This is a genomic window from Acidaminococcales bacterium, from assembly GCA_031290885.1.
Lineage (GTDB): Bacteria > Bacillota > Negativicutes > Acidaminococcales > JAISLQ01 > JAISLQ01.
Genome location: JAISLQ010000004.1, coordinates 12,272 through 34,388, shown reverse-complemented (window position 1 = coordinate 34,388; position 22,117 = coordinate 12,272). Strand labels below are relative to the sequence as shown.

General features: G+C 54.4%; 20 protein-coding genes. 14 read left to right on the top strand and 6 right to left on the bottom strand.

Features of this window, described 5'->3' with window-relative positions:
• Window positions 1-297: 297 nt before the first annotated feature.
• On the bottom strand, window positions 298-687 hold the full coding sequence (locus LBO03_00585) for a metal-dependent transcriptional regulator (GenBank protein ID MDR3348096.1): 390 nt from the start codon (window positions 685-687) through the stop codon (window positions 298-300).
• A gap of 369 nt (window positions 688-1,056) precedes the next feature.
• Here LBO03_00585 and trpB point away from each other — a divergent pair, with 369 nt between their 5' ends.
• Together trpB and LBO03_00575 are read left to right on the top strand one after the other, a co-directional pair.
• Window positions 1,057-2,235 carry a tryptophan synthase subunit beta gene (gene trpB, locus LBO03_00580; protein MDR3348095.1) on the top strand — a complete coding sequence of 393 codons (1,179 nt, stop codon included), beginning with the start codon at window positions 1,057-1,059 and terminating at the stop codon, window positions 2,233-2,235.
• Entirely contained in the window at window positions 2,236-2,958 is a 723-nt protein-coding gene (locus tag LBO03_00575) for an SIMPL domain-containing protein (GenBank protein ID MDR3348094.1), read from the top strand. It abuts the gene before it with no gap.
• 118 nt (window positions 2,959-3,076) lie between these two features.
• Here the strand turns inward: LBO03_00575 and LBO03_00570 are convergent, their stop codons facing one another.
• The gene (locus LBO03_00570) at window positions 3,077-3,391 is read right to left on the bottom strand and encodes a hypothetical protein (GenBank protein MDR3348093.1); all 315 of its coding nucleotides are present in this window, start codon (window positions 3,389-3,391) and stop codon (window positions 3,077-3,079) included.
• Between the two features lie 140 nt (window positions 3,392-3,531).
• Between LBO03_00570 and LBO03_00565 the strand changes: the two genes are divergently transcribed.
• The 9 genes from LBO03_00565 (at window position 3,532) to pyrE (LBO03_00525) (ending at window position 13,574) form a co-directional block, all read left to right on the top strand.
• Window positions 3,532-3,726 (top strand): hypothetical protein, encoded by a 195-nt coding sequence (locus tag LBO03_00565; protein ID MDR3348092.1) that lies wholly within the window; start codon window positions 3,532-3,534, stop codon window positions 3,724-3,726.
• A 333-nt stretch (window positions 3,727-4,059) separates the two neighbouring features.
• Complete coding sequence (locus LBO03_00560; GenBank protein ID MDR3348091.1) at window positions 4,060-5,016, top strand: aspartate carbamoyltransferase catalytic subunit; 957 nt, start codon at window positions 4,060-4,062, stop codon at window positions 5,014-5,016.
• Window positions 5,000-6,289: a dihydroorotase gene (locus LBO03_00555; protein MDR3348090.1), complete on the top strand. Its 1,290-nt coding sequence runs from the start codon at window positions 5,000-5,002 to the stop codon at window positions 6,287-6,289. Before LBO03_00560 ends, LBO03_00555 begins: the two co-directional genes overlap by 17 nt.
• Window positions 6,282-7,355 (top strand): glutamine-hydrolyzing carbamoyl-phosphate synthase small subunit, encoded by a 1,074-nt coding sequence (gene carA / locus LBO03_00550; protein ID MDR3348089.1) that lies wholly within the window; start codon window positions 6,282-6,284, stop codon window positions 7,353-7,355. The genes LBO03_00555 and carA overlap by 8 nt, the downstream gene beginning before the upstream one ends.
• A gap of 1 nt (window position 7,356) precedes the next feature.
• Complete coding sequence (carB, locus tag LBO03_00545; GenBank protein ID MDR3348088.1) at window positions 7,357-10,578, top strand: carbamoyl-phosphate synthase large subunit; 3,222 nt, start codon at window positions 7,357-7,359, stop codon at window positions 10,576-10,578.
• On the top strand, window positions 10,571-11,344 hold the full coding sequence (locus LBO03_00540) for a dihydroorotate dehydrogenase electron transfer subunit (GenBank protein MDR3348087.1): 774 nt from the start codon (window positions 10,571-10,573) through the stop codon (window positions 11,342-11,344). The genes carB and LBO03_00540 overlap by 8 nt, the downstream gene beginning before the upstream one ends.
• The gene (locus LBO03_00535) at window positions 11,341-12,270 is read left to right on the top strand and encodes a dihydroorotate dehydrogenase (protein ID MDR3348086.1); all 930 of its coding nucleotides are present in this window, start codon (window positions 11,341-11,343) and stop codon (window positions 12,268-12,270) included. Before LBO03_00540 ends, LBO03_00535 begins: the two co-directional genes overlap by 4 nt.
• 12 nt (window positions 12,271-12,282) lie before the next feature.
• Window positions 12,283-13,005 carry an orotidine-5'-phosphate decarboxylase gene (pyrF, locus tag LBO03_00530; protein ID MDR3348085.1) on the top strand — a complete coding sequence of 241 codons (723 nt, stop codon included), beginning with the start codon at window positions 12,283-12,285 and terminating at the stop codon, window positions 13,003-13,005.
• Window positions 13,002-13,574 (top strand): orotate phosphoribosyltransferase, encoded by a 573-nt coding sequence (pyrE, locus tag LBO03_00525; GenBank protein ID MDR3348084.1) that lies wholly within the window; start codon window positions 13,002-13,004, stop codon window positions 13,572-13,574. Before pyrF (LBO03_00530) ends, pyrE (LBO03_00525) begins: the two co-directional genes overlap by 4 nt.
• Before the next feature lie 65 nt (window positions 13,575-13,639).
• Here the strand turns inward: pyrE (LBO03_00525) and LBO03_00520 are convergent, their stop codons facing one another.
• Window positions 13,640-15,496 carry an HAD-IC family P-type ATPase gene (locus LBO03_00520; GenBank protein MDR3348083.1) on the bottom strand — a complete coding sequence of 619 codons (1,857 nt, stop codon included), beginning with the start codon at window positions 15,494-15,496 and terminating at the stop codon, window positions 13,640-13,642.
• A gap of 175 nt (window positions 15,497-15,671) precedes the next feature.
• Between LBO03_00520 and pgaC (LBO03_00515) the strand changes: the two genes are divergently transcribed.
• Complete coding sequence (gene pgaC, locus LBO03_00515; GenBank protein ID MDR3348082.1) at window positions 15,672-16,907, top strand: poly-beta-1,6 N-acetyl-D-glucosamine synthase; 1,236 nt, start codon at window positions 15,672-15,674, stop codon at window positions 16,905-16,907.
• A gap of 1 nt (window position 16,908) precedes the next feature.
• Entirely contained in the window at window positions 16,909-17,313 is a 405-nt protein-coding gene (locus LBO03_00510; protein MDR3348081.1) for a hypothetical protein, read from the top strand.
• 168 nt (window positions 17,314-17,481) lie between these two features.
• Here the strand turns inward: LBO03_00510 and pgaC (LBO03_00505) are convergent, their stop codons facing one another.
• Complete coding sequence (pgaC, locus tag LBO03_00505; GenBank protein ID MDR3348080.1) at window positions 17,482-18,717, bottom strand: poly-beta-1,6 N-acetyl-D-glucosamine synthase; 1,236 nt, start codon at window positions 18,715-18,717, stop codon at window positions 17,482-17,484.
• Between the two features lie 175 nt (window positions 18,718-18,892).
• On the opposite strand from pgaC (LBO03_00505), the gene LBO03_00500 reads away from it, so the two are divergent.
• Window positions 18,893-20,749: an HAD-IC family P-type ATPase gene (locus tag LBO03_00500; protein ID MDR3348079.1), complete on the top strand. Its 1,857-nt coding sequence runs from the start codon at window positions 18,893-18,895 to the stop codon at window positions 20,747-20,749.
• 65 nt (window positions 20,750-20,814) lie between these two features.
• Here the strand turns inward: LBO03_00500 and pyrE (LBO03_00495) are convergent, their stop codons facing one another.
• Entirely contained in the window at window positions 20,815-21,387 is a 573-nt protein-coding gene (pyrE, locus tag LBO03_00495; protein ID MDR3348078.1) for an orotate phosphoribosyltransferase, read from the bottom strand.
• Window positions 21,384-22,106: an orotidine-5'-phosphate decarboxylase gene (gene pyrF, locus LBO03_00490; GenBank protein ID MDR3348077.1), complete on the bottom strand. Its 723-nt coding sequence runs from the start codon at window positions 22,104-22,106 to the stop codon at window positions 21,384-21,386. Before pyrF (LBO03_00490) ends, pyrE (LBO03_00495) begins: the two co-directional genes overlap by 4 nt.
• Window positions 22,107-22,117 lie beyond the last annotated feature (11 nt).

Here is a 22,117-nt window from a genome sequence, read left to right as displayed (position 1 = left end):
GTTGTATGCTCTTTTTGAGCCATAGGGTTTCGCCCCCTTCGTTGTTGTTCTTGTCAAACTCAATGATGACGCTTTTCCCTATGGTTTTTAATTTTCTTTTTCTGTTGCATTTCATTTTACAATGAACCACAAATTTTTAGAGCCTGTTGACACTATCCGAAATGTTCGGATTTTGATTGAATTTTCCGTCAGGCGAAGCGCAAGGCGCGGACGGACGGAAGGGCAGATGGGAGAGCGCAACGAAGCGGCGCGGCGAACCAACCGCGAAGAGGCCGTATTTTTCGCCGGCAAAAAGCATTACGACTTTCCTGCCAAAAAAACGCGCATCTTGCTAACGGTTTCGTTGCTCATGGCGTGCTCGATCATGCAAGCCTCGTTTTCCGCCGTGGACTCGGCCACTTTCAGGATATTGATCAAAAATTCCTTTATGGTTTCATGCCGGTTCATCACTTCGCGCGCTTTTTCGCGGCCGGTCTTGGTTAAATAAATAAGCGAATATTTTTCTTGTTTGGCCAGCCCGGCGTTTATCAAGTTGTGCAGCGCTTTATTTACGCTGGGCTTGGACACCGACAGATGCGTGGCTACGTCGATGGAACGGACGCCTTTTTGATCCGCGTCCAGCATGTGTATGGCTTCCAAATAATCTTCAATGGAAGGCGACAGCGTATGTTTTTTGTTTGCAGCCATTGATCCTCCTTGCAATCAGGAATTTGCCGCCGGGTTTCTTGTCTTTGGGGGCGCGCCGTTAGTTTGCGTTTATACTGCTTCCCAATTAAAACGCGGACAGGCTTTGCGCGCTTTGGCTGCCTTCCGGAGGCGCAAAACGCAGGCCGGACAAAATGTTTGGCGAAGGTTTGGCTGAGCAAAGCGGCGTGGCGGAGCGGCCGCGAAGAGGCCGCGATTTTAGCCGGAGGGCAACATTAAACTTTTTATTTAATTGTCAGGCTTATCCTGCTGCCTGTCAAGCAATTTACAGAAATTTGACTTTATCGGCCGGCAAGGATTAATATATAGTTTGTAAGATAGTTACTAATTTTAAAAGGAGCGTTGTTAGCAATGAACAAAGCCGGGTTTTTTGGCCAATACGGAGGCCAGTATGTACCGGAGGGCATGCTGCCCATTCTTGATCACATTGCCGCAGAGTATGATGCGATAAAAGGAACTGGGGATTTTAAGGAAGAACTTGCCGAACTTTTTAAAAATTACGTCGGCAGGCCGTCTATCCTGTACGAAGCGAAGAATTTTACAAAAAAACTTGGCGGGCCTAAAATATACCTGAAACGCGAAGACCTCAACCACACAGGCGCGCACAAGATCAATAACTGCCTGGGCCAGGCGCTCCTGGCGCGGCATATGGGCAAAAGGCACGTTATAGCCGAAACCGGCGCCGGGCAGCACGGCGTGGCGACCGCTACGGCGGCCGCGCTTTTCGGTATGAAATGCACTATTTTCATGGGCCGCGAAGACGTTGAGCGCCAGGCGCTTAATGTTTACCGGATGAATATGCTGGGGGCGGACGTGGTGTCCGTGACCGATGGTACCGGCACGCTCAAGGAAGCGGTGGACGCGGCGATAAATTATTGGGTGGCCAACAAGGACGACATATTCTACATCATAGGCTCGGCGGTCGGCCCGCATCCGTATCCGTCCATGGTGCGCGATTTTCACAGCGTCATCGGCCAAGAGGCGCGCGAACAGATACTGGCCAAAGAAGGCCGCCTGCCCAATGCCCTGTTTGCCTGCGTAGGCGGCGGCAGCAATGCCATAGGGCTTTATACGGCTTTCCTCGCGGACAAAGAAGTCAAAATGTTCGGGGCGGAAGCGGCCGGCAAAGGCCTCGACACTCCCGACCACGCGGCGACGCTTACCTTAGGCAAGGTAGGCGTTCTGCACGGGTCGAAAAGCTATGTCTTGCAAGAGGAAAGCGGCGAGGTGAAACCTGTTTACTCCATCTCGGCCGGCCTGGATTACCCGGGGATAGGGCCGGAACACGCTTGGCTCAAGGATACGGGCCGGGTGGACTATAGGGCCATTACCGACCGGGAGGCTGTCGAGGCGTTGGAAACGCTAAGTTTGTGCGAGGGCATCATTCCCGCGTTAGAGAGCGCCCATGCGCTTGCCTTGCTGAAAAAACTGGCAGGCGAGTTCGGCAAAGGCGACATAGCCATAGTCAACCTGTCAGGCCGCGGCGACAAAGACGTGCAACAGTTGGCCAAACACAAGGGGGCGTTTTGAATGAGCGGGCGTTTTGGCTTTTGCCTGGCGCTAGTATGCTGCGCGTTGCTGTTTGCCTTGCCGGCGGCGGCGGCGCCCGCCGCAGAAAGCGGCGACACGATAAGCGTCCGGGGGAGCGCCGCGCGCGAGGTTGCCCCTGACGTTGCCTACATAACGCTCGGCGTATCCGCCCGGGACGAAAAGACTGAAAAGGCCGGCGCGGAAACTGCGGCCAGGGTGGACGGCATCGTTAAAAGCCTTGCGGCTTTGGGCATTGGGAAAAAAGAAATAAAAACAGAAAATTTTTCCGTGCGGCCTGTCTACCAGCCGGAAGAAAACCGTCGGGAAAGGGCAGCCGCTTACGAAGTGGAGAACATTTTGACCATACACATTCGCAATTTAGACGCGATCGGGGCGGTCATTGACGCCGCGTTGGCCGCAGGTGCAAACAAATTCAGCGGCGTGCGGTTTGCCGCCTCCGGCGCGGCGGCTCTGCAAAAAGAATTGTTAAGCGAAGCGGTGCGCGACGGGAGGGAAAAAGCTGACATAGTGGCGCAAAGCGCCGGCCGCCGCGTCGGCGCTTTGCTCAGAGCCGAAGTCGACGGCGCAGGCGCGCAGGCGCGCGCTTTAAAGTCCCTTGACGCGGCGGAGTTTGCCGGCAACCAGATTTTCGCCGGCGCCATAACGCTGACGGCAAGCGTCAACCTAACTTTCGCACTGGAACAAACGGGCGGCCGCCAATAAGGACACGCCCCCCGAAAACCGCTTTTGCGTCCGGGCGGACCCTCTGCGCTATGCATATGCCCGTCAGAGCCGAAAGGATTAGGGCTGGCCGTTCGGCGTTGAAACGGCGGATCGGCGGTCAATGGCCGGGGTTGGCGGATTTTTCCCAACGGGCCAGGTTGCCGATCAGATCCGGGCCGCCGATTTTTTGCCGGAAAGCGTAAAACGCGCCGGCATTTTGAAATTCCGTTTTCCAGGCAAAAGTGTCGTCAGGCGAATAACAGGCGACGATGATTCTGTCCCCGGGCGCAGGCGAATCCCCGGCTTCGTTGGTGGCGATGAGGTAGAAGCCGCCTTCCTCCGGTTCATAACAATAACCGGCGCCGCTTCCTTCTTCCTCCAACTCAAAAAAATCCATACGCGCAAACAGCGCGGCCGGATCCTCGCTATCCATAACGCCATCTCCCCTTCTTTGCAATATGCCGCATGTTTGAAGCCGCCTTTAACTCTCTAAAGCGTAACTTATTTTTTGACAGTTGTCCATTGTTTTTGCGTTGAATATTTATGAAAATATTGGCCGGGGAGGGCGCGCGGATGGGAAAATATTTAATGCAATTCATCTGCCCGAAATGTGGGCGGCACGTTGCTTGGGCACTGCCGCGGGCAAAGGTGTCCTGCGGCTTTTGCGGCGCGAAAATTGAACAAAAAAATATAAAGACGCCGAATCCGGCGCGGTTGCCGCTTGACAGCGATCAATTAGTGATGTTTTCCGACTTTTTGAACGGTTGACTTTATCTTTAATTAATGATAATATTTAGTTGTACTTAAATAAATATACCTTTAAGCCAGTACGGGAGACTGGCAAGGGAGCATGGTCGGGATTTTATGCGCCTTCTTGCCACTGTCGCGGTGAGAAGGCTTTTATATGATGTAGAGCCTGTTGACGTTGCCGTTCAATACCCATCTTTGGGCGAATTTTCCGCCGCGCTTTGCCCTGAAGCCTCGCTGAACATAGGGGTTCGCCTGCGTTTTGCGCCGCGCCTGACAAAAATTAGCTCAAAATCTGAACATTTCCGATAGTGTTAACAGGCTCTAAGTCAAATATGGGTGGAGGGTAGTGGCATGACCAAAGCGGCGGTATCGTTAAGCGGGCGAAGCATATTGGATATGGCGTCCCTGTCTGTGCCCGAGTATGAATTGATCATGGACACGGCTCTGGAAATGAAAAAAATCATTCACCGCGATATCAAGAAAGTGCCATCCTTGCGAGGCAAATCCATAGTTACGCTTTTTTATGAAGCAAGCACCCGCACCAGGACTTCTTTTGAACTGGCCGGCAAATATTTGGGCGCCGACGTGGTTAACGTAGCGGTGGCGGCATCCAGCGTAACCAAAGGCGAGAGCCTGCGCGATACCCTCTATACCTTTGAAGCCATGCAGTTTGATGCCATCGTTATGCGGCATCCGGTGGAAGGGGCGGCCGAATACGCGGCCAAAGCCGTGGACGCCGTTGTCTTGAACGCCGGCGACGGGGCGCACGCGCACCCAACGCAGGCGCTGCTTGACATGTTTACGATAAGGGAGCGCAAGAAAGAATTCAACGGCCTCAAAATGGCCATAATCGGCGATATAACGCACAGCCGGGTAGCAAGGTCCAATATCGCCGGGCTTGGCAAACTGGGAGTAAAGATACATGTGGCGGGGCCGCGGCCGCTATTGCCGGCCGAGGTGGAAAAACTTGGGGTTACGGCGCACGACCGTATAGAAGACGCCATCAGGGACGCCGATATAATAAACGTGCTGCGAATACAATTGGAAAGGCAGAAGGTTGGGTTTTTCCCTACCACCCGCGAATACGCGCGCATATTCGGATTGAACGCCGAACGCCTGAAACTGGCGCGCCCGGACGCGCTTATCATGCATCCGGGGCCGGTAAACCGCGGGCTGGAAATTTCCCCCGAGGTAGCTTACGGCGATAAATCGCTTATACGCGAGCAGGTGGAAAACGGCGTGGCGATACGCATGGCGCTGTTGTTCCTTACGCTGACGGGAGGCAGGCAAATTGAAGCTGTTAATTAAAAACGGACGCATAGTGGACCCTTCGCGGAAAATTGACGCGGTTTTGGATGTATTGCTGGCGGACGGGCGGGTTAAAAGCATAGCAAACGCGATAGAGGACGAGGACGCGGAAATTTACGACGCTACCGGCCTTGTCGTTGCGCCCGGGGTGGTGGACGTGCATGTGCATCTGCGCGAACCGGGGCAGGAAGCGAAAGAAGACATTATATCAGGCACGCGGGCGGCGGCGGCGGGCGGCGTTACGACGGTGGCCTGCATGGCCAACACTCTGCCGGCGATTGACTCTTCCATACTAGTGTCAGGGCTCAAAGAGCGTATAAAACGCGAGGCGTTGGTTAACGTGGAAGTAGTGGGCGCCGTAACTAAGGGCCTTTCCGGCAAGGAACTGGCGGAAATGGGCGACATGGCTTTGGCCGGCGCTATGGCTTTTTCCGACGATGGCCGCCACGTGGCAAATTCGCGCATATTTCGTTCCGCGCTTGAATACGCGGCTATTTTCGACAAAATAGTCATAGTTCACGCCGAGGACGAGGCTTTTACCGCCAATGGGTTCATGCACGAAGGCGCGCGGTCAACCAAGCTTGGCGTGCCAGGGATACCGGCGGTGGCGGAAGACATAGCCGTGGCGCGCGACATCATGCTGGCGGAGTTTACGGGCGCCCGGCTGCATATAGCGCATGTATCGAGCAAAGGGGCGGTAGAAATCATACGCAGCGCGAAGCGCCGCGGCGTGCGCGTAACCGGCGAGGCGGCGGTGCACCATTTGACCTTGACCGATGAGCTGGTCGAAGGATACAACACCGCCGCGAAGGTAGCGCCGCCGCTAAGGACAAAAGAACACGTGGATGCGGTCAGGCGGGGGCTTAAAGACGGAACGCTGGACGCGATCGTTACCGACCACGCGCCGCACGCCTATGAAGAAAAAGACGTGGAGTTTCGTTACGCGCCTAACGGGTTTGCCGGACTGGAGACTTCCGTGGCGGTGATTTTGACCGACCTTTATCATGCGGGGCTTTTTACGCTCAACGAAATAATCGACCGGATGAGCGTCGCGCCGGCGCGGATATTTTCGCTCGGCGCCGGCAGCCTTAGCCCGGGGGCGAGGGCTGACCTTACAATAATTGACCTTGACCGGGAATGGACGGTGGACAGCGGCAAATTTTATACCCGCGGGCGGGTCACGCCATTTGACGGGAAAAAATGCCGGGGCAAAGCGGTTGCCGCCATAGTCTCAGGAAAGTTCGTAATGAAAGACGGTGTGGTAATTGACTGAAAAGGGCGGCAAACTTGTCCTGAAAGACGGCAGCGTTTATAAAGGGCGATTTTTCGGCGGCGCCCCGGGGGTGGGCGAAGTGGTGTTCAATACCGCTATGACAGGTTATCAGGAAACGCTTACGGATCCTTCCTACTGCGGGCAGATAGTGGTTATGACTTATCCCTTGATCGGCAACTATGGCGTGAATGATCTTTACAAACAAGCGCCCAAATCTTATTTTCGCGGATATATCGTAAGCGAGCTTTGCGAGCGGCCGAGCAATTGGCGTTCGCGGGGATCGATAAAGGATTTCCTGCGGGAAGAAAAAATACCCTGCCTTTATGGGGTGGATACGCGGGCGCTCACGCGGCGCATACGCACCGAAGGGACGTTGTGGGGCGCGATTGCCCCCGAGGATACGGATGAAGCTGAGATTAGCCGGCTGCTCGCCCTGCCGGAGGAGAAGTTTTTGGTCAGGGAGGTAACTATCAAGCAGCCGGAAAAAGTAGGCCGGGGCGGCAAGCGGGTGGCCTTTTTGGACTTTGGCGCCAAACGCGCCATGATTGACGATCTTTGCGCGTACGGCTACGATATGACCCTTTACCCGGCCTATACCGAAGCGGAAAAGATACTGGCGGACAAGCCGGACGGCATATTTTTGTCCAACGGGCCGGGCGACCCTAAATCCTTGCCGGAAATAATCGGCAATATAAAGGCGCTTGTGGAAAGCGGCAAGCCGATATTCGGCATTTGTCTCGGCTACCAGCTGATTTGCCTTGCCTTGGGCGGCGATACTTACAAAATGAAATTTGGGCACCGGGGAGTAAACCATCCGGTGAAAGACCTGCAATTGAACAAAATCGTCATAACTTCCCAAAATCACGGCTACGCGGTGAACGAGGGTTCGCTGTGCGGCACGGGGCTGAAAGTTACCCACCGCAACGTCAATGACGGGACGTTGGAAGGAGTCGCCCACGAGCACAAGCCCATCTTCGCCGTGCAGTATCATCCCGAGGCGTCTCCCGGCCCCGATGGGCACGAATATTTGTTCGAGCGCTTCGACAACCTGATCGGGGGACGGTAAAATGCCGAAAAAACAACATATCAAAAAAGTGCTTGTCATTGGCTCCGGCCCTATCGTCATCGGGCAGGCGGCGGAATTTGACTACGCGGGCACACAGGCCTGCCGCGCCCTGAAGGAGGAAGGGCTGGAGGTCGTTTTGGTCAACAGCAATCCGGCGACGATCATGACGGACGCGAATATCGCCGATCGGGTATATATAGAGCCGCTGACTGTGGAGTTTTTAGAAGCCATAATCAAAAAAGAACAGCCGGACGGACTTTTGGCTACCCTTGGCGGGCAGACCGGGCTGAATTTGGCGGTGGAACTTGGCCGGCGCGGCGCGCTGGCCGAATACGGCATCGAACTTTTGGGCACGTCGGTCGAGAGCATCAAAAAGGCGGAAGACCGCGAACTTTTCAAGGAAACCATGGAAAAGATCGGCGAGCCCGTGCCGGAAAGCACTATCGTCGAAACGGTTTACGCCGCCCGGCAATTCGCCCGCGAAGTGGGCTTTCCCCTCATCGTGCGCCCCGCTTATACGCTGGGCGGCACTGGCGGCGGGATAGCCGCCAACGAAGATGAATTGAGCGAAATTACCAACGTAGGTTTAAAATACAGCCTGATCGGCCAGGCGCTTATCGAACGCAGCGTCGCCGGCTGGAAGGAATTGGAGTATGAAGTCATAAGGGACGCCGCCGACAATTGCGTAACCATTTGCAGCATGGAGAACCTTGATCCGGTCGGCGTGCATACCGGCGACAGCGTGGTGGTCGCGCCCGCGCAGACCCTGTCGGACCGCGAGCTGATGATGCTCAGGGGCGCCTCCGTCAGGATTATCCGCGCGCTTGGCGTCGAAGGCGGCTGCAACGTGCAGTACGCGCTGGACCCTTGCTCGGAAAAATATTACGTTATCGAGGTCAATCCCCGCGTCAGCCGTTCCAGTGCCTTGGCGTCCAAAGCCACGGGCTATCCGATCGCCAAAGTCGCCAGTAAGATTGCCGTAGGGTACCTTCTCGAAGAAATTGAGAACGCCGTAACCCAAAAAACCAAAGCCTGTTTTGAGCCTTCCATAGACTATGCCGTCATAAAATTCCCGCGCTGGCCTTTTGACAAATTCGCCAACGCCGACCGGGAGTTGGGTACCCAGATGAAGGCGACCGGCGAGGTTATGGCGATCGACCGTTCTTTGGAAGGGGCTATTTTAAAGGCGGTAAGATCTTTGGAAATAGGCGCCGATCATCTTTGGCTGCCGGAAATAGCCGCGCTTTCCGATGCGGAATTGTTTGGCCGGATAAAAAATACTACCGACGAGCGGTTTTTTGTCATAGCCGAGGCCATGCGGCGGGGGAAGCCCTTAGGGGAAATACATGAAATAACGGCCATCGACCGCTTTTTCCTGCAAAAAATCTTAAATATCGTAACTATGGAAAAACTGCTTGCGGAAAAGGGCCTTGATGAAGGGATGCTGCTTGCGGCCAAAAAATGCGGCTTTTCCGACCCGGCCATCGCCCGCCTTTGCGGGAAGGCGGCGTCCGACGTGCGCGCGGCGAGAAAACAATGCGCCATATTGCCGGCGTATAAAATGGTCGATACCTGCGCCGCCGAGTTTGAGGCGGTAACGCCGTATTATTATTCGGTCTACGGCGCGGAAGACGAAGTGGAAAGGACGGCAAAACCCAAAGTCGTAGTATTGGGTTCCGGGCCGATTCGCATCGGGCAGGGCATAGAATTTGACTACTGTTCGGTACATTCTGTCTGGGCACTCAAGGAACTTGGCTATGAAACGGTGATTATAAACAACAACCCGGAAACGGTGAGCACGGATTTCGACACTGCGGATCGCCTCTATTTTGAGCCGCTGACGCTGGAGGACGTGCTTGGTGTCATAGACAAAGAGCGCCCGGAAGGGGTGATCGTCCAGTTCGGCGGGCAAACGGCGATTAATCTGGCCGGACCGCTTGCCGCCTGCGGCGTCCGGATCATCGGCTCCACGGTCGAAAGCATTGACATGGCCGAAGATCGTGAAAAGTTCGATGCACTGCTGACCAAACTCAACATCCCGCGACCCCGCGGCTTTACGGTTTTCGACATAGAGGGCGCCCTGAAAGCGGCCGCGGCGGTCAGCTATCCCGTGATGGTGCGCCCGTCTTACGTCTTGGGCGGGCGCGCCATGGAAATAGTCTATAACGAGGGCGAACTGCGCCAATATATGACCGGCGCCGTTAAAGCCTCACAAGAGCACCCTGTTTTGGTGGACCATTACCTTTCCGGCACGGAAGTGGAAGTCGACGCGATTTGCGACGGCAAAGACACGCTTATTCCCGGGATAATGGAACATATTGAGCGGGCGGGCGTCCATTCCGGCGACAGCATAGCCGTATATCCGCCGCGCAGCCTGTCGGAGCGGGTTATTCGCAGCGTCATTGATTTTACCAACCGCATAGCGCGCGGCCTGGAAGTCAAAGGTATGCTGAACATTCAATACATCGTGAAAAACGACGAGGTATTTGTCATAGAAGTCAACCCGCGTTCCAGCCGCACCGTGCCTTTTTTGAGCAAAGTAACCGGCATTCCCATGGTAAACGTCGCCACCAAAGCCGCGCTCGGGCAAAAAATAAAGCAAATCGGGTACAAGCCCGGCCTGCGCCTGTTCCCCGATTACTACGCGATAAAAGCGCCGGTATTTTCCTTTGCGAAAATGCACAACGTCGATATAACGTTGGGGCCGGAAATGAAATCCACCGGCGAGGTCATGGGTGTTGACAACAAATTCTCGCGCGCCCTTTACAAAGCCTGCGTTGCTTCCGGCATCAATGTCCCGGACGAGGGGGCGATACTTTTTACCATCGCCGATAAAGATAAAGACGAAGCGTTAGCCATCGCCAAAGGCTTTTATGACCTTGGTTATATGATCGCGGCGACGAAGGGCACGGCGGAATTTTTTATAAAAAACGGCATTGACGCGCAACTGGCCGCAAAAGTCAGCGAGGGTTCGCCTAACCTTCTGGATGAGATCAAAAAAGGCAAAATAAACATGGTGATAAATACCATAAGCAAAGGCTCGGCCTATGAACGGGACGGTTTCAATATAAGGCGCGCCACGGTGGAACACGCCATACCGTGCCTTACCTCCGTGGACACGGCGAAAGCCATCCTTGGCGTTATGTCGGCCATGAGGCGCCGCCGCTTGGTCAGCGTCGTTGCTTTGCAGGATCTTTTATGGGCAGGTGATGATTTTGAGTAAAAAATTTGTCGAATTGGCTGCCGTGCTGGGCAATGTCCGTTTGGGAAGCGATGTGTACAGCCTTTTGCTTGACGCTCCGCAAATCTGCCGGGAAGCTAAGCCGGGGCAGTTCGTGGGGGTAAAGACCGGCTGGGGGCAAGCGCCTTTCCTGCGCCGCCCGCTGTCGGTGGCGGACGCCGCAGACGGCCGGATAACCATAATCTACAGGGCGGCAGGCGTTGGCACAAGCTGGCTGGCCGCCCGCCGGGAAGGGGAAAAAGTTGATATCATGGGCCCTTTGGGGCATGGGTTTTCGCTTGAGGCCAAAAGGCCCCTTTTAGTGGGCGGCGGCATTGGCATCGCTCCCCTAATCAGCGTAGCGCGAAGCTTTGCCGGCCGTTTTGGCAGCGGCATTGTGCTGGCCGGGCGCAATAAAGACGAAATAACTTACTGGCAGGCCATGTTTAAAGATCTTTGCCATTGCGTGTACATTGCCACCGACGACGGCAGCATGGGCATTCGCGGCAACGCCTTGGCCGTTTTGCCGCAAGCGGCGGAAGAAGGCGGATACGACTGCATATACGCCTGTGGGCCGCCGCCCATGCTGAAGGCGATCGCCGCTTTTGTCAGACAGAAAAACATTCCCTGCCAACTTTCCTTGGAAAGCCGCATGGGTTGCGGCTTGGGGGCGTGCCAGGCCTGCTCCTGCCAAGGCGCGGACGGAAAGCGCAAGCGCATTTGCCTTAACGGCCCCGTATTTGCCGCCGGGGAGGTGGAAGGATTATGAGCGCTGCGGACGGGAACAAACTGGCGGTGGAAATCGCCGGCATCAAGATGAAAACCCCTGTTATGACGGCTTCCGGCACATGCGGGTATGGGCTGGAACTGCTGGACTTTGTCGATTTGAACAGCCTTGGTGCGCTTGTCGTCAAAGGCGCCACCCTTGAACCTTGCCCCGGCAACGCCGGACAGAGGATAGCGGAGACGCCCGCCGGGGCGCTTAACGCAATCGGGCTGGAAAATCCCGGCGTAGGGGTGTTTATTGACAACATACTGCCGGCGCTCCGCCGCTATGACGTGCCGGTGATCGCCAATATCGCCGGACGGACGGTGGACGAATACGCGGAATTGGCGCGGCGGCTCGACGCTACCGCCGTAGCCGGCATAGAGATCAACATTTCCTGCCCCAACATTAAAGCGGGCGGCCTTGCTTTCGGCACGCGGCCGGGCAGCGCCGCCGAAGTAGTGGGCGCGGTGAGAAGGGCCAGCGGCAAGCCGATTATCACCAAACTTTCGCCGAACGTAACCGACATAGCGGAAATCGCGCGGGCGGCGGAAGCCGCGGGCAGCGACGCGCTCTCCCTGATCAATACCTTGGTTGGCATGAAAATAGACATAAAAAGGAAACAACCGGCGCTGGGCAACATTTTCGGCGGACTTTCCGGCCCGGCCGTCCGCCCGGTGGCGGTGCGCATGGTCTGGCAGGCCGCGCGGGCGGTAAAGATACCGGTGATCGGCATGGGCGGCATTGCGGCGGCCGAGGACGCTTTGGAATTTATCATGGCGGGAGCGAGCGCCGTGGCGGTAGGGTCGGCGACCTTCGCCGACCCGCAGTCAATTGAGCTTATAACTCAGGGTTTGCGCGCCTATATGCGGGAAGAGGCCGCCGCCAATATTGGCGAACTTGTCGGCGCGGCTTGGCCGCCCGCGTGAGGAGCGAAGAAGATGATTTTTGAAGACAGACTTATCGTTGCCCTGGACGTGCCCAACATGGACAAAGCCAGCAGGCTGATCGTCGCGTTGGACAGTACGGTAAATTATTACAAAGTGGGCATGGAACTTTTCTACGGCGCGCAAAAAGACGTGATTGACTATCTGAAAGCGCGCCGCAAAAAGATATTCCTTGACTTGAAATTGCACGACATACCGAATACGGTTGCGCGAAGCATTGAGGTTTTGAGCGCCCTGGAAGTGGACATGATCACCCTGCACGCCTTCGGCGGGCGGGAGATGATGCAAGAGGCTGCGGCGGCGGCAAAGCGGATCCAGGAAAAGACTGGCAGGAAAGCGCCGCTTTTGCTTGCCGTTACTGTGCTTACCAGCCTTGGCGAAAAGCAATGGCGCGAACTTAACAGCGCCCTTTCCATAAAGGAGCAAGTGCTGGAGATGGCCAAACTCGCCAAAGATTCCGGCATGAGCGGGGCAGTAGCGTCGCCTTGGGAAGCGGCGGGCATCCGTGAAGCCTGTGGCCGGGATTTTTACATCGTAACGCCTGGCGTTAGGCAAAGTGCCGACAGCTGCAACGACCAGGCCCGTTTCGCCACGCCCCAAATGGCGCTGGAAGCGGGCGCGAGCCATATAGTGGTCGGGCGCCCGATAACCCGGGCGATTGACCCTAAAGGGGCGGCGCGGGCGATCATCGAAGAGATGCGGGAGGCCTGCCTGTGAAAAAAGAAACGCTCATGAAACTTTTGGAAGACACGGGCGCCGTCCTCCACGGGCATTTTCTCCTTACCTCCGGCCTGCACAGCCCTATGTATTTGGAAAAATTCCAACTGCTGCAATATCCCGAATATACGGAGCTTTTATGCAAGGAATTGGCGAAAAATTTCGCCGCCGATCGGGTGGAGCTGGTCGTTGGCCCGGTTACCGGCGGGATACTGCTGGCGCATGAAACCGGCAAGGCGCTGAAAACAAAAGCCATCTTCACCGAACGCGAAGATGGCAAGATGACGTTGAAACGCGGATTTGAAATACCGGCCGGCGCGAGGGTGCTGGTCGTGGAAGATATTGTTACCACGGGCGGTTCGGTGCGGGAAGTGCTGGAAGTCGTCCAGGAAAAAGGCGGGTTGCCCGTCGGCGTTGGCGTTTTGGTGGACCGCAGCGGCGGGTGCGTAGATTTTGGCGTCAAGACGGCCGCGCTTCTCAAACTGGACGTTCCGGTTTTCAAGCCAAAGGAGTGCCCTTTGTGCAAAGAAGGGCTCGCTTTCACCAAACGGGGGCGGACAGGCAAGTGAACGTCCGGGCGGCGGCGGTTCTCCGGCCGTTCGCGCGCGAGAAAACGGCAACTGTTGAAGCCCCGCTATTTCTTATGCGCCAGGCGCCGGCAGTTGAGCAAAAGCACAATTCCGAACAGGCCGTCGAGTAAAATAGCCTGCCAGATATAAAAGACATTGAAAATTACCGTTGCGAAAAGAATGAATTTTACGCCAAGGAACAGCCGCCGGTAAATTTTTGTAAATTTTTGGCAAGCTTTGCCCATGGCGAAAACAGCCGGAAGACAGGCAAGATGATCGCCCAACATTATTATATCGGCGCTGTCTAAAGCGGCTCCAAGGTCTTTCGCGGCGTTTACGGCGATGCTGATGTCCGCGCTGGCGAAGGAATCGGCATCTGTTTCGGCGTTGCCGACGATTAAGACGCTGCCGTAGTTATGGTGCAGTTTTTTTACCGCCGCAGCTTTGGCGGCGCTATGCAGATTGCTTACCGCATCGGTAAAACCGAGCGGTTTGCTGGCGGAAGCGGCCGCTTTTTCCTGCTCCTTGGTCAGCATGATGATATTTTTCACGTCGAGAGCGCGTATTTTCTGGATTGTCGTGAAAATTCCCGGATGAATGTCGTCGATAAAGGACAAAAGCCCCGCAGCCTCTCCGTCTACGGCCATAAACAGCACGGTTGAGCCGTGATTTAAATATTCGGCGTACTTGCGCAAAAGGACGTAAGTTTTAATCCCTTTTTCCAGCAAAAATCTGTTGCTGCCTAAAATAACGGCGCGGTTTTCTATTACGCCGGCGATATTGAATTGATCCATTTCCTCGATTTGCGCCTTTAGTTCCCCCTCGGCCGCCCGGCCGTCCCCCTGGCTTGCTATGGTGTCGGCCAGCGGGTGGGCGGCGGCCTTGGTAAGGGCGCCGGCCAGCCGCATAAGTTCTGGCCGCGAGAAGGGGTAAGGCGCGTGTAGGTTGGACAGGATGAGTTTGCCGTTGGCTAAGGTGGTTGCCTTTTCAAAAGCTACGGCTTTTACTTCGCTTATCTTTTCAAAAGCGACTGGATTTTTCACTATGACGCCTGATTTGTCCGCCTTGTCCATGACAAAAGACAAGAAAAGGGCGGATGCTTTGACAAGCGGGTTGTAAGGGGCGAAAATCAGCAGTATCGCCAAAGTATAGTAAAGCCAGTTGAGCATGGAAATGGCGAAAAAGTAATAAGGGACGGCCATAAAGAAAATAAAAGTGAGCAGGCGGCGCGAATAATGTTGATGGTAATATTTAAGGGTGCGCAATTCCTTTTCGACGGCCGCCTGTTTGAGCGTGTTCAAAATACTGCTGAACAGGGAAGTTTCCTGCGCGCTGACGGCCTCCGCCGTCAAGCGGCCTTCGGCGGCCGATAAACCGGCGAAAACGAAAGAACCTTCCCCCGCGCAATGAGTTGAGGCGGGCGGGGCGATTGTTGGCGGCAATATTTTGGCTTTGCCGGAACGGACTATGGCATCGACCGGCAGCACTTGTTTTTCTTCCAGCAAAATGACGTCGCCGCATTTGATTTCAGAAGAAAGCGCGGCGGAAAACCCTTCCCCGTCAAATATTTTTACCGGCGCCGGAGGATTTTGCCAGGAATCGTACAGTTGCCTTAATTGCCTGGCGGCGGTATAATTTTGTATAAGTTCCAAGGTGGCGATTAAGCACACATATTTGGCCGCCTCGGGCAGTTTGTTTATTGAAATCAAGCCGACCGCCGCGAGAAATATGAACAAGCCGGCGCTGACGCGCAGCGACAACAAAGACAGGCAGGCGGCGCGGAGCATGTGCCAGCCGCAAAGGACGATGCTGCCGGCGAACAAGTACGAATCTATCCCGTATAAATTGGCGGCGGGGACAAACAGGCCGATAAAAAGCAAAAATAGCCCCGTAAGGGAACGGAACGGATAACTGAGCGGCATTTGCGACCTCCGTATAAAATCTGAAGCGCCTTGTTTTATATACGCGCCAAATTTGTTATTATTTCATTATAACAAATTAAATATTGCCGGTAAAACATATTGATAAATTTAACGTAGGCACACATCATGGCCGGGCTTGCCGGGAAAAATCTGGAAAAACGGCGGTTGCGCACAGATGGCATGGTTTTTCTCCCTGCTGGGGAGCTATGTTTTTTATTATCCTTTGGTTATGAGCCTTGTATGGATAATCGGCGGTTTGTTTTTTTATTTCCGAAAGGAAAGAAATACCGGCAGGTTTCCGATATTGAGGTTTGTGCCGAAAATTTCCGTCCTGATACCCGCCCGCAACGAGGCGGACAATATCAGGGAAACCGTGCAGGCGGTTTTGGCGTCGCAGTATCCTGCCATGGAAGTTATCGTGATCGACGATGACAGTTCCGACGGCACGGACCGGATTATAACCAAACTGGGGGAGGAACACGAAAACGTCCGGGGTTTGTTCCTGCGCCGGCACATGGGCAAAGCGAGCGGCCTGAACATGGCTTTTCTCATGAGCCGGGGCGACATAATCGTAACGATTGACGCCGACTGCCTGCTCGACAAACAGGCTTTGTATTGGATTGCCTGGCATTTCGCGAATTTCCCCCGCGTCGGCGCGGTAACCGGCAATCCTCATGTCAGGAACCGGACGACCCTTCTGGCGCAAATACAGACGGCGGAATATACCAGCGTCATCGGACTGGTAAAAAGAACGCAGAGAGTGCTTGGCAAGCTGCTCACCGTGTCGGGCGTCATAGCCGCTTTCCGGCGGGAGGCGCTGGCGGACGTGGGGCTGTGGAGCCATGACATGATAACGGAAGACATCGACATAACTTGGAAATTGGAAAAGCGTTTTTGGGATGTGCGCTATGAAACGAACGCCGTAGGCTGGATACTGGTGCCGGAAACGCTTAAAGGATTGTGGATGCAGCGCCTGCGCTGGGCCCAGGGCGGCGTGGAAACAATAAGGCGACATCGCGGCGTTTGGCTGGATTGGCGCCAGCGCCGGATATGGCCTGTTTATATAGATTATGTATTAGTGATCATCTGGAGCTATTCTTTCTTTTTAACTGTTCTGTATTGGGGCGCCTGCCGGCTGCTGGGGGCGGAAACGGGCGTTTTTTGGGGCTGGAACGGCAGCGTGGCGGCTTTTGTCTGTGTTTTTCAGTTTTTGGTCAGCCTGTCCATCAACTTGCGTTATGACAAGACGCTTATTTCAGCCTATTTTTGGATCATCTGGTATCCGGCTTTTTACTGGCTTTTCAACGCTTGCGCCACGGTAGTTGGCTTTTACAAAGGGATGACGAAAAAATTCGGCCGCGCGTCGCTTTGGCAAAGTCCGGATCGGGGCGTATCAAGGAGCGCGCGATAACATGGTAAGGCGCAACAAGATTATCTATTGTCCCAACAAAATATCTAAATACCGGCACGGGCTGGAATTTGCCATAAAGCTGTTTTTGAGCGCGGCGGTCTTTTTTCTGACCTTGTCCTTGTGGGGTTATTTCGGCAGTTATTTTTATCGCGGCCTGTTTTCCGAAAGTTATTTCGCAAATACGGTGGAAATATTGGGCAAACTGCTTGTGGCCGCGCTTTTTGTTTTTTTTGCCATGTTTTTTTGGCAGCAATATAATATACTGGCGTTCGGCGGCCGCACCCGCCGGCGGGTGCGGCCGCCGAACGCCAGTATATTATATTGCTGCCAAAAAAACATGGCAAAAAAAACAAAAAGCGCGGCCACAAGCAGTTTGCCCAATATTTCCACCGTATTTGCGAAATAACTTTCGGAAAACAGGCCGCGATAAAAATAACTGCCGAAATAACCCCACAAGGACAAGGTCAGAAAAAAGACCGCCGCGCTCAAAAACAGCTTTATGGCAAATTCCAGCCCGTGCCGGTATTTAGATATTTTGTTGGGACAATAGATAATCTTGTTGCGCCTTACCATGTTATCGCGCGCTCCTTGATACGCCCCGATCCGGACTTTGCCAAAGCGACGCGCGGCCGAATTTTTTCGTCATCCCTTTGTAAAAGCCAACTACCGTGGCGCAAGCGTTGAAAAGCCAGTAAAAAGCCGGATACCAGATGATCCAAAAATAGGCTGAAATAAGCGTCTTGTCATAACGCAAGTTGATGGACAGGCTGACCAAAAACTGAAAAACACAGACAAAAGCCGCCACGCTGCCGTTCCAGCCCCAAAAAACGCCCGTTTCCGCCCCCAGCAGCCGGCAGGCGCCCCAATACAGAACAGTTAAAAAGAAAGAATAGCTCCAGATGATCACTAATACATAATCTATATAAACAGGCCATATCCGGCGCTGGCGCCAATCCAGCCAAACGCCGCGATGTCGCCTTATTGTTTCCACGCCGCCCTGGGCCCAGCGCAGGCGCTGCATCCACAATCCTTTAAGCGTTTCCGGCACCAGTATCCAGCCTACGGCGTTCGTTTCATAGCGCACATCCCAAAAACGCTTTTCCAATTTCCAAGTTATGTCGATGTCTTCCGTTATCATGTCATGGCTCCACAGCCCCACGTCCGCCAGCGCCTCCCGCCGGAAAGCGGCTATGACGCCCGACACGGTGAGCAGCTTGCCAAGCACTCTCTGCGTTCTTTTTACCAGTCCGATGACGCTGGTATATTCCGCCGTCTGTATTTGCGCCAGAAGGGTCGTCCGGTTCCTGACATGAGGATTGCCGGTTACCGCGCCGACGCGGGGGAAATTCGCGAAATGCCAGGCAATCCAATACAAAGCCTGTTTGTCGAGCAGGCAGTCGGCGTCAATCGTTACGATTATGTCGCCCCGGCTCATGAGAAAAGCCATGTTCAGGCCGCTCGCTTTGCCCATGTGCCGGCGCAGGAACAAACCCCGGACGTTTTCGTGTTCCTCCCCCAGTTTGGTTATAATCCGGTCCGTGCCGTCGGAACTGTCATCGTCGATCACGATAACTTCCATGGCAGGATACTGCGACGCCAAAACCGCCTGCACGGTTTCCCTGATATTGTCCGCCTCGTTGCGGGCGGGTATCAGGACGGAAATTTTCGGCACAAACCTCAATATCGGAAACCTGCCGGTATTTCTTTCCTTTCGGAAATAAAAAAACAAACCGCCGATTATCCATACAAGGCTCATAACCAAAGGATAATAAAAAACATAGCTCCCCAGCAGGGAGAAAAACCATGCCATCTGTGCGCAACCGCCGTTTTTCCAGATTTTTCCCGGCAAGCCCGGCCATGATGTGTGCCTACGTTAAATTTATCAATATGTTTTACCGGCAATATTTAATTTGTTATAATGAAATAATAACAAATTTGGCGCGTATATAAAACAAGGCGCTTCAGATTTTATACGGAGGTCGCAAATGCCGCTCAGTTATCCGTTCCGTTCCCTTACGGGGCTATTTTTGCTTTTTATCGGCCTGTTTGTCCCCGCCGCCAATTTATACGGGATAGATTCGTACTTGTTCGCCGGCAGCATCGTCCTTTGCGGCTGGCACATGCTCCGCGCCGCCTGCCTGTCTTTGTTGTCGCTGCGCGTCAGCGCCGGCTTGTTCATATTTCTCGCGGCGGTCGGCTTGATTTCAATAAACAAACTGCCCGAGGCGGCCAAATATGTGTGCTTAATCGCCACCTTGGAACTTATACAAAATTATACCGCCGCCAGGCAATTAAGGCAACTGTACGATTCCTGGCAAAATCCTCCGGCGCCGGTAAAAATATTTGACGGGGAAGGGTTTTCCGCCGCGCTTTCTTCTGAAATCAAATGCGGCGACGTCATTTTGCTGGAAGAAAAACAAGTGCTGCCGGTCGATGCCATAGTCCGTTCCGGCAAAGCCAAAATATTGCCGCCAACAATCGCCCCGCCCGCCTCAACTCATTGCGCGGGGGAAGGTTCTTTCGTTTTCGCCGGTTTATCGGCCGCCGAAGGCCGCTTGACGGCGGAGGCCGTCAGCGCGCAGGAAACTTCCCTGTTCAGCAGTATTTTGAACACGCTCAAACAGGCGGCCGTCGAAAAGGAATTGCGCACCCTTAAATATTACCATCAACATTATTCGCGCCGCCTGCTCACTTTTATTTTCTTTATGGCCGTCCCTTATTACTTTTTCGCCATTTCCATGCTCAACTGGCTTTACTATACTTTGGCGATACTGCTGATTTTCGCCCCTTACAACCCGCTTGTCAAAGCATCCGCCCTTTTCTTGTCTTTTGTCATGGACAAGGCGGACAAATCAGGCGTCATAGTGAAAAATCCAGTCGCTTTTGAAAAGATAAGCGAAGTAAAAGCCGTAGCTTTTGAAAAGGCAACCACCTTAGCCAACGGCAAACTCATCCTGTCCAACCTACACGCGCCTTACCCCTTCTCGCGGCCAGAACTTATGCGGCTGGCCGGCGCCCTTACCAAGGCCGCCGCCCACCCGCTGGCCGACACCATAGCAAGCCAGGGGGACGGCCGGGCGGCCGAGGGGGAACTAAAGGCGCAAATCGAGGAAATGGATCAATTCAATATCGCCGGCGTAATAGAAAACCGCGCCGTTATTTTAGGCAGCAACAGATTTTTGCTGGAAAAAGGGATTAAAACTTACGTCCTTTTGCGCAAGTACGCCGAATATTTAAATCACGGCTCAACCGTGCTGTTTATGGCCGTAGACGGAGAGGCTGCGGGGCTTTTGTCCTTTATCGACGACATTCATCCGGGAATTTTCACGACAATCCAGAAAATACGCGCTCTCGACGTGAAAAATATCATCATGCTGACCAAGGAGCAGGAAAAAGCGGCCGCTTCCGCCAGCAAACCGCTCGGTTTTACCGATGCGGTAAGCAATCTGCATAGCGCCGCCAAAGCTGCGGCGGTAAAAAAACTGCACCATAACTACGGCAGCGTCTTAATCGTCGGCAACGCCGAAACAGATGCCGATTCCTTCGCCAGCGCGGACATCAGCATCGCCGTAAACGCCGCGAAAGACCTTGGAGCCGCTTTAGACAGCGCCGATATAATAATGTTGGGCGATCATCTTGCCTGTCTTCCGGCTGTTTTCGCCATGGGCAAAGCTTGCCAAAAATTTACAAAAATTTACCGGCGGCTGTTCCTTGGCGTAAAATTCATTCTTTTCGCAACGGTAATTTTCAATGTCTTTTATATCTGGCAGGCTATTTTACTCGACGGCCTGTTCGGAATTGTGCTTTTGCTCAACTGCCGGCGCCTGGCGCATAAGAAATAGCGGGGCTTCAACAGTTGCCGTTTTCTCGCGCGCGAACGGCCGGAGAACCGCCGCCGCCCGGACGTTCACTTGCCTGTCCGCCCCCGTTTGGTGAAAGCGAGCCCTTCTTTGCACAAAGGGCACTCCTTTGGCTTGAAAACCGGAACGTCCAGTTTGAGAAGCGCGGCCGTCTTGACGCCAAAATCTACGCACCCGCCGCTGCGGTCCACCAAAACGCCAACGCCGACGGGCAACCCGCCTTTTTCCTGGACGACTTCCAGCACTTCCCGCACCGAACCGCCCGTGGTAACAATATCTTCCACGACCAGCACCCTCGCGCCGGCCGGTATTTCAAATCCGCGTTTCAACGTCATCTTGCCATCTTCGCGTTCGGTGAAGATGGCTTTTGTTTTCAGCGCCTTGCCGGTTTCATGCGCCAGCAGTATCCCGCCGGTAACCGGGCCAACGACCAGCTCCACCCGATCGGCGGCGAAATTTTTCGCCAATTCCTTGCATAAAAGCTCCGTATATTCGGGATATTGCAGCAGTTGGAATTTTTCCAAATACATAGGGCTGTGCAGGCCGGAGGTAAGGAGAAAATGCCCGTGGAGGACGGCGCCCGTGTCTTCCAAAAGTTTCATGAGCGTTTCTTTTTTCACAGGCAGGCCTCCCGCATCTCTTCGATGATCGCCCGCGCCGCCCCTTTAGGGTCAATCGCCCGGGTTATCGGGCGCCCGACCACTATATGGCTCGCGCCCGCTTCCAGCGCCATTTGGGGCGTGGCGAAACGGGCCTGGTCGTTGCAGCTGTCGGCACTTTGCCTAACGCCAGGCGTTACGATGTAAAAATCCCGGCCACAGGCTTCACGGATGCCCGCCGCTTCCCAAGGCGACGCTACTGCCCCGCTCATGCCGGAATCTTTGGCGAGTTTGGCCATCTCCAGCACTTGCTCCTTTATGGAAAGGGCGCTGTTAAGTTCGCGCCATTGCTTTTCGCCAAGGCTGGTAAGCACAGTAACGGCAAGCAAAAGCGGCGCTTTCCTGCCAGTCTTTTCCTGGATCCGCTTTGCCGCCGCCGCAGCCTCTTGCATCATCTCCCGCCCGCCGAAGGCGTGCAGGGTGATCATGTCCACTTCCAGGGCGCTCAAAACCTCAATGCTTCGCGCAACCGTATTCGGTATGTCGTGCAATTTCAAGTCAAGGAATATCTTTTTGCGGCGCGCTTTCAGATAGTCAATCACGTCTTTTTGCGCGCCGTAGAAAAGTTCCATGCCCACTTTGTAATAATTTACCGTACTGTCCAACGCGACGATCAGCCTGCTGGCTTTGTCCATGTTGGGCACGTCCAGGGCAACGATAAGTCTGTCTTCAAAAATCATCTTCTTCGCTC

Bases quoted from the DNA above. Each gene is read 5' to 3' on its own strand.
- LBO03_00585 (MDR3348096.1), bottom strand. From the start codon at position 687: ATGGCTGCAAACAAAAAACATACGCTGTCGCCTTCCATTGAAGATTAT.
- trpB (MDR3348095.1), top strand. From the start codon at position 1,057: ATGAACAAAGCCGGGTTTTTTGGCCAATACGGAGGCCAGTATGTACCG.
- LBO03_00575 (MDR3348094.1), top strand. From the start codon at position 2,236: ATGAGCGGGCGTTTTGGCTTTTGCCTGGCGCTAGTATGCTGCGCGTTG.
- LBO03_00570 (MDR3348093.1), bottom strand. From the start codon at position 3,391: ATGGATAGCGAGGATCCGGCCGCGCTGTTTGCGCGTATGGATTTTTTT.
- LBO03_00565 (MDR3348092.1), top strand. From the start codon at position 3,532: ATGGGAAAATATTTAATGCAATTCATCTGCCCGAAATGTGGGCGGCAC.
- LBO03_00560 (MDR3348091.1), top strand. From the start codon at position 4,060: ATGACCAAAGCGGCGGTATCGTTAAGCGGGCGAAGCATATTGGATATG.
- carB (MDR3348088.1), top strand. From the start codon at position 7,357: ATGCCGAAAAAACAACATATCAAAAAAGTGCTTGTCATTGGCTCCGGC.
- LBO03_00535 (MDR3348086.1), top strand. From the start codon at position 11,341: ATGAGCGCTGCGGACGGGAACAAACTGGCGGTGGAAATCGCCGGCATC.
- pyrF (MDR3348085.1), top strand. From the start codon at position 12,283: ATGATTTTTGAAGACAGACTTATCGTTGCCCTGGACGTGCCCAACATG.
- LBO03_00520 (MDR3348083.1), bottom strand. From the start codon at position 15,496: ATGCCGCTCAGTTATCCGTTCCGTTCCCTTACGGGGCTATTTTTGCTT.
- pgaC (MDR3348082.1), top strand. From the start codon at position 15,672: ATGGCATGGTTTTTCTCCCTGCTGGGGAGCTATGTTTTTTATTATCCT.
- LBO03_00510 (MDR3348081.1), top strand. From the start codon at position 16,909: ATGGTAAGGCGCAACAAGATTATCTATTGTCCCAACAAAATATCTAAA.
- pgaC (MDR3348080.1), bottom strand. From the start codon at position 18,717: ATGGCATGGTTTTTCTCCCTGCTGGGGAGCTATGTTTTTTATTATCCT.
- LBO03_00500 (MDR3348079.1), top strand. From the start codon at position 18,893: ATGCCGCTCAGTTATCCGTTCCGTTCCCTTACGGGGCTATTTTTGCTT.
- pyrF (MDR3348077.1), bottom strand. From the start codon at position 22,106: ATGATTTTTGAAGACAGACTTATCGTTGCCCTGGACGTGCCCAACATG.